This is a genomic window from Cryobacterium sp. Y50 (genome assembly GCF_002929805.1).
Lineage (GTDB): Bacteria > Actinomycetota > Actinomycetes > Actinomycetales > Microbacteriaceae > Cryobacterium.
Genome location: NZ_PJJM01000031.1, coordinates 1 through 4,563 on the forward strand (window position 1 = coordinate 1; position 4,563 = coordinate 4,563).

The following is a 4,563-nucleotide window of genomic DNA, read 5'->3' on the forward strand; positions in this document are numbered from 1 at the left end:
CGTGTTGCTTGATCGCGAAGATCCCACCCACATGATTTTGCTGGAGCGGTGGACGTCGGCCGACGCTGACGCGGCCTATCGCGAGTGGCGCGCGGGCGCGGGCGCGACCGAACTGAGCTCATTGCCAGCCAGCGTCCCCCAGGTCTCAATGTTTGAGACTGCCAGCGACATCTGACTGAGCACTACGGTGCACACCCGAGGTCATGTTCACGTACTCGGGTTTGCTGTGTATGTTCCCGGTTATAGAACCGCGCCGGATAAACCGCCTACTGGTGCCGGGGCCGGCACCGGCGCCGGTGCCGGCCCCACGTATTTTAGGCTGCGAGCTTTTTGAGGTATCGAGCGAGGGCACGTGGGGCCGAACGAGGGGCCTCGGCCTCGACGAGCGCGTTGTAGTTCGTGTTGGTGTTCACGTCGTAGGTGAGCACCCGACCGTCTTCAGCTTCGATGAACTCGATACCGCAGACTTCCAAGCCGTTGCGGCGCGCGAACTCGAGGTACTTCTCGATGATCGAGTGGTCGAAGTCTTCCCGCAGGCTGAACAGCTGCTGACCGGCCACGGGTGCGATAGTGGCGCCGGGAGGCATGATCAGCTCGCGCGTGATCGGGTCGATGGCGCAGGCATCCGCTGGACACAGCTGGAAGCCGCCGCGCGCGGTGTCGGCTTTGACGGCGTAGATGAACTCACCGCCGATGATCTCGGCCCGGGTGATGAACGGTTCCGCCGCCTGGATGTATTCCTGAATCAGGGTGATGCCATCTTGCGGCTCCTCGAACTCGTCGGAAGCTACGTACTCGGCGAGTTCTTCGTGGCTCGTGAACTTGCGCACGCCCAGACCCTTGCCGCCCTGGTTGTGCTTGGTCATGAACGGGGTGGGAAAGTCGCGTACGGCGGCGAGAATTTGCTCGCGGCCCACCGCCGCCACGGTGCGAGGGGTGTCGATGCCAGCGGCCTTGAGCGCGACCAGCTGCTCGACCTTACTCATCTCAAGCTCGAGCACACGTCGGCCGTTCACTGTACGGCGGCCGTGGGCCTCGAGCCAGGCCAACACGGCGCGGGCGTAGTCTTTCGACTTTCCATGGTCACGCGTGTGAGCGGATGCGCTGATGCGCGACCAGAAGATTCCCTCCGGTGGTACCGAATCCAGGTCGAGAACGCCGTCGGTGAGCAGCCATTCCTTTACCTCCATGCCCTCTGCTTCAAAGGCCCGGGCGAATGGTGGAAACCATTCGGGGTTCTCGTGCAGGGCATAGATCGTGGGTTGGTTAACAGTCATGAAAATCCTTTCGGGTCGCACTGAGCTTAAGGAGGCTCCGGCGCGGCGTATTCCTTGGGTCTTGCGCAGTTACTACTGCGGGATCATGATGCCGTTGCCCGGGCCCATCGGTAGGTCGAAAAAGAAGAAGACACTCAGCACGGCTACCCAGGCGAGCCAGAAGGTGACCGCGAAGGGCAGCATGCGGGCGATTATGGTGCCAAGCCCCGCCTGTGGCTCGTATTTGCGCAGCATCGTGAGGAGCACGATCATGTACGGATTGAGGGGTGTGAGTACCTGGGTGGCCGAATCTCCGACCCGGAAAGCCCCCTGGATGAACGCGGGCTCATAGCCAAGTAATACGAACAGCGGCACGAACACTGCGGCCATCAGCGTCCACATGGCCGAACCGGAAATGATGAAAAGGTTCAGCAGCGAGGCGAGCAGTACGAAGGCAACGACGGCCGAAAATCCGGTGAGGCCAATGGACTCAAGGCCCCCGGCTCCGGCAACGGCGAGCCAGCTTCCGATTCCGGAGAAATTGAACAGGGCGACAAACTGGCCGAGGATGAACGCGAGCACGAGGAATCCGCTCATGTCCTTGATGGCGTGCCCCATCACGCGGGGTACGTCACTGCCCCTGGCGATGGTTCCGGTGATCTTGCCGTACACCAGCCCTGGAATCACGAACGTGGCGAAGACGATGAACACGATCGAACTCAACAGAGGCGAGCGAGGCAGGAACCCGCCATCTTCGTTTCGCCACGGGGATTCGGGCAGAAGCACGCCGACGAGGATCACTCCGGCAACGACGACGCCTGCCACGAAAGCCCAGAACAGGCCGCGATTCTCGGTGTCCGTGAGCCGCGTGTTCATCGCGGCGGGACCCGGCACGTCGTCGTTGTCGATGATCTCCTCGCGCGCGATCCCTTGGCGGCCCAGACGCGGTTCGAGGATTTTGTCGATCATGAAGCCGGCCAGGGCGATGAGTACGAGCGCGGAGACCACATTGAAGAAGTAGTTCGAAATCGGGGTCACAACGGAACCGGCATTGGGTAGGTTCTGTGTGACCGACGTGGTGATGCCGGCGAATAGGGCGTCGAGGCTTGTCACGAACAGCGAGGTGGAGTAGCCGGCACCCACGGCGGCAAACCCACCGAGCAGCCCGGCGACGGGATGCCGGCCGGCGGCCTTGAACACCAAAGCTGCAAGCGGGGGGATCACCACGAATGCCGCATCCGACATGATCGACCCCACGACCCCCACGAACGCCACGGCGTAGGGCAGCGACCAGCGCGGCGCCGAGCCGAAAGCCTTACGGATCAGCGCAGCGAGCAGGCCGGACTTCTCGGCAACACCGACCGCGAGCAGGATGGGGAGCACCGTCGCCAGCGGCGGGAAGCCCAGGTAGTTGACCCCAATGTTCTGGGTGAACCACGTGAGCCCTTCGGCGGTGAAGAAGCCCTTAATTACCGTGATCTCGTCGGTCCCGGGCAACTGCACCGTGACGTTGGCCCAGGCCATGGCAGTCGACGCCACCGCCGTGATTGCGAACAGCAGGAGGAAGAGCATGAACGGGTCGGGCAGCTTGTTGCCGACGCGTTCGATTCCGCCGAGTACACGGTCGATCAGAACGGTGCGCCGAGTGAGGATCTGTGCTGAAGACATGGGGACTACCTTGCGTCGGAGGGAACGAAACGATCGGTGTGAGCGGAGTTAGACAGTGACCGGTCAGGCGTCAGTCGAAGAAGTGCGGCACATCGACGGCGCCGCCCTGTTCCGCGAACTCTTCGGCCACGCTGCGTCGTAATTCGGCGTCGCAGAGAAAATCCAGGGCGGTGAGGGCGAGACCACAGGCGCCGTCGAGGGCACCCGACTCCGCGGCATCCGTTGCGGCGGCCGCCGCGAATTCGCGGGTATGCAGGGCAACGTCGGGTGCGGCAATTTTGATCAGAGGGTGGATACCGGGGATGCGATGGCTCACGTTGCCGAAGTCGGTGGACGCTGCGATGGTTTCTGACACCACGCCCAGCGGGAGTGGCTGGCGTCCACGGTGCTGCTGGGCGGCGACCCACCGACCGGTGAGCGCGCTGTTCGTACGCACGGGGAGCGATGGGGCGTGCTCGTCCCAGTCGATCTCAACACTCGTTCCCGTCATCAATGCTGCGCCGCGCGCGATGTCGTCCAGTCGCACGCTGAGGTCTTTGAGCGTGTCCGCGTACTTGGAACGGGCGTAAAGCTTAAGTACTGCGCGCTCGGGAATAATGCTCGGCCGGGTTCCCCCCTCACTGATTACAGCATGCACGCGGTCTACCGGAGGAAGCTGTTGACGCAGCAGCCCAACAGCTTGGTACGCCAGAGTGGCGGCGTCGAGAGCGTTGCGACCCATGAAGGGTTGAGCGGATGCGTGCGCCGCGACGCCCGTGAATGTCACGGTGAGCACACGGCGACCGAGCCACACCTGGTCGGCGAGGTCGTAGCCGTACGGGTGCACCATAATCGCGGCGTCTACGCCCTCGAAGGCGCCGTGCCTGGCCATCACTTCTTTGCCAGAGAAGCCTTCCTCGGCGGGAGTTCCGAGCAAAATCACCCGACCGCTGAATGCGTCGGGATTCTTCTTGAGTGTGTTAGCCAACGCGAGGAAAGCGCCGACGCCGGTGGCGGCGATGACGTTGTGCCCGCAGCCGTGCCCCACGTCGGGCAAGGCGTCGTACTCGCTGAGAATCGCGATGACCGGGCCGTCGTCCGACCCTATCTCGGCGCGAAACGCGGTGTCGAGTCCGTGCACGCCGAGTTGCGCGGCTATCCCATAGCGACCGAGCAGCTCCACCAGATAGGCGGCGCTTCGATGCTCGGCGAAGGCGATCTCCGGGTCGGCGTGCAGGGTGTGAACGACGTCGTTTAGGTCCCGGACGAGCGCCTCAACCTGGCTTTCGACTGCGCTTGCGAGTTTCTCCGGGGCCCCGGAGAAAGGCGACGGCACCGATTTAGAGGTCTGTATCCTGCGGGCCGTTTCGGCCTGAAGCTTCTGCAGATACGTGGTGCTCGGCACTGTGGAATGGCTCATATATCCACCCTAGACAGGGAGACTACCCGGTGTCGCCGTGCTGACCTATGCCGTCATCTCCAGAACCGGTGCTGGTAGTAGATACAGTACGGGCCACGGACGAGCGGCCCGGTCATGCCTGCGATTGCTCCCCCGACTCCATGGACATCTCGGCGATCCGCTTGATTGCGGCGAGGGTTTTCGGGATGCCGTCGAGGGCTTGCTGGGTGCGGTCGATGATCTGAGTGTGTGCGTCTTCGC

General features: G+C 63.1%; 3 protein-coding genes. All 3 read right to left on the bottom strand.

Annotated elements, in window-relative coordinates; genetic code table 11:
• Window positions 1–314 precede the first annotated feature (314 nt).
• Window positions 315–1,277, bottom strand: coding sequence for a RimK family alpha-L-glutamate ligase (locus CXY73_RS00315; RefSeq protein ID WP_104176423.1), 963 nt, complete (start codon window positions 1,275–1,277; stop codon window positions 315–317).
• Between the two features lie 72 nt (window positions 1,278–1,349).
• A complete protein-coding gene (locus CXY73_RS00320; protein ID WP_104133787.1) occupies window positions 1,350–2,924 on the bottom strand; it encodes an AbgT family transporter in 1,575 nt (524 codons plus the stop codon).
• 70 nt (window positions 2,925–2,994) lie between these two features.
• The gene (locus tag CXY73_RS00325; RefSeq protein ID WP_104176424.1) at window positions 2,995–4,323 is read right to left on the bottom strand and encodes a M20 family metallopeptidase; all 1,329 of its coding nucleotides are present in this window, start codon (window positions 4,321–4,323) and stop codon (window positions 2,995–2,997) included.
• Between the last annotated feature and the right edge of the window lie 240 nt (window positions 4,324–4,563).

Coding starts and splice junctions, on each gene's coding strand:
- CXY73_RS00325 (WP_104176424.1), bottom strand. CDS start 4,323: ATGAGCCATTCCACAGTGCCGAGCACCACGTATCTGCAGAAGCTTCAG.
- CXY73_RS00315 (WP_104176423.1), bottom strand. CDS start 1,277: ATGACTGTTAACCAACCCACGATCTATGCCCTGCACGAGAACCCCGAA.
- CXY73_RS00320 (WP_104133787.1), bottom strand. CDS start 2,924: ATGTCTTCAGCACAGATCCTCACTCGGCGCACCGTTCTGATCGACCGT.